1 protein-coding gene is annotated in these 1048 nt (G+C 35.7%); it reads left to right on the top strand.

Going from position 1 to position 1048, the window contains the following annotated elements:
* Nucleotides 1-1048, top strand: a 1048-nt coding sequence (locus tag UNSWCS_RS10405; protein WP_035143998.1) for a hemagglutinin repeat-containing protein, incomplete at both ends; no start/stop codon positions are given.

Below are 1048 nucleotides of genomic sequence, written 5' to 3'. Positions count from 1 at the left end.
CGTAAAAGCCTCAGCTCTTGTAATGGCTAATAACATAGAGCTAGACGCCAAAGGCAACATAAGCCTAGCTGGCAGCGTAGTGGCTGACAGTCTAAATTTAAATGCGGATAAAAAGATAAAGCTAAAAGGTGCGGAGCTATCAACTAGCGGCGATGCTAACATTGCGGCTAATGATATAGAGATAGATAGTTCTGACCTAAACTCTAAAAATTTAAACATAAATGCAAAGAGCAATATAAACTTAGATCAAAGCAAGTCTCAGTTTAGCAAAGTCTCTAACCTAGAGACCACAAATGATATAAATTTACAAGCTGGCAATGATATAAAAGTCTCTGGCTCAAATTTAGATGCGAGTGGAGATATAAATTTAAACTCAGGCAATGATATAGAGATAAAAGCAGATGAGTTTAGTTATACTCATCACGCAAGCTCTAAAGGTATGAAATTTGACGAGAGTGTAAAAAGAGTAAGCTCTGCAAATTTAAACGCTAACAGCGACATAAATTTAAATGCTAAAAACACTCTTGTAGTCTCATCATCACATCTAAACTCGCTAAAAGATATAAATTTAAAAGCTAGCGACATCATACTAGCAGCGCAGTCAAACAGTAGCGAAGCAACAGCTATAAATAGCTCTAAATCGCTCCTTTCTAAAAAACAAACCATAGATAGCGCTGTAAGCTCAGAGGTGGTAAGCACTAGCCTAAAATCAGGCAATAATATAAATTTAAACTCAGCTAACGATATCTATCTAGTATCATCTAAGCTAAAATCAGACAAAGATATAAATTTAAACTCAAACAACAATATCCTCTTTGAAAACGGCTACAACGTAGAGGCTAGCTCTCATGCTTCTAAAAAGAGCAAAATATCTTTAAATCCAAATGCCTTTTATAAGGGTAGCTTTGACCTTGTGGCAAATGGCAGTAAAAAGGCAGTTTATAGCACTATAGACTCAGGAAGTGATATAAATTTAAATGCCAAAAGTGCTCTTAGCCTAAAAGGTGCAAACCTAAACTCTGGCAATGATACAAATTTAAACGCAGAG

Source organism: Campylobacter concisus UNSWCS, assembly GCF_000466685.1.
Lineage (GTDB): Bacteria > Campylobacterota > Campylobacteria > Campylobacterales > Campylobacteraceae > Campylobacter_A > Campylobacter_A concisus_A.
This window is presented reverse-complemented; position numbering and strand designations above follow the sequence as displayed.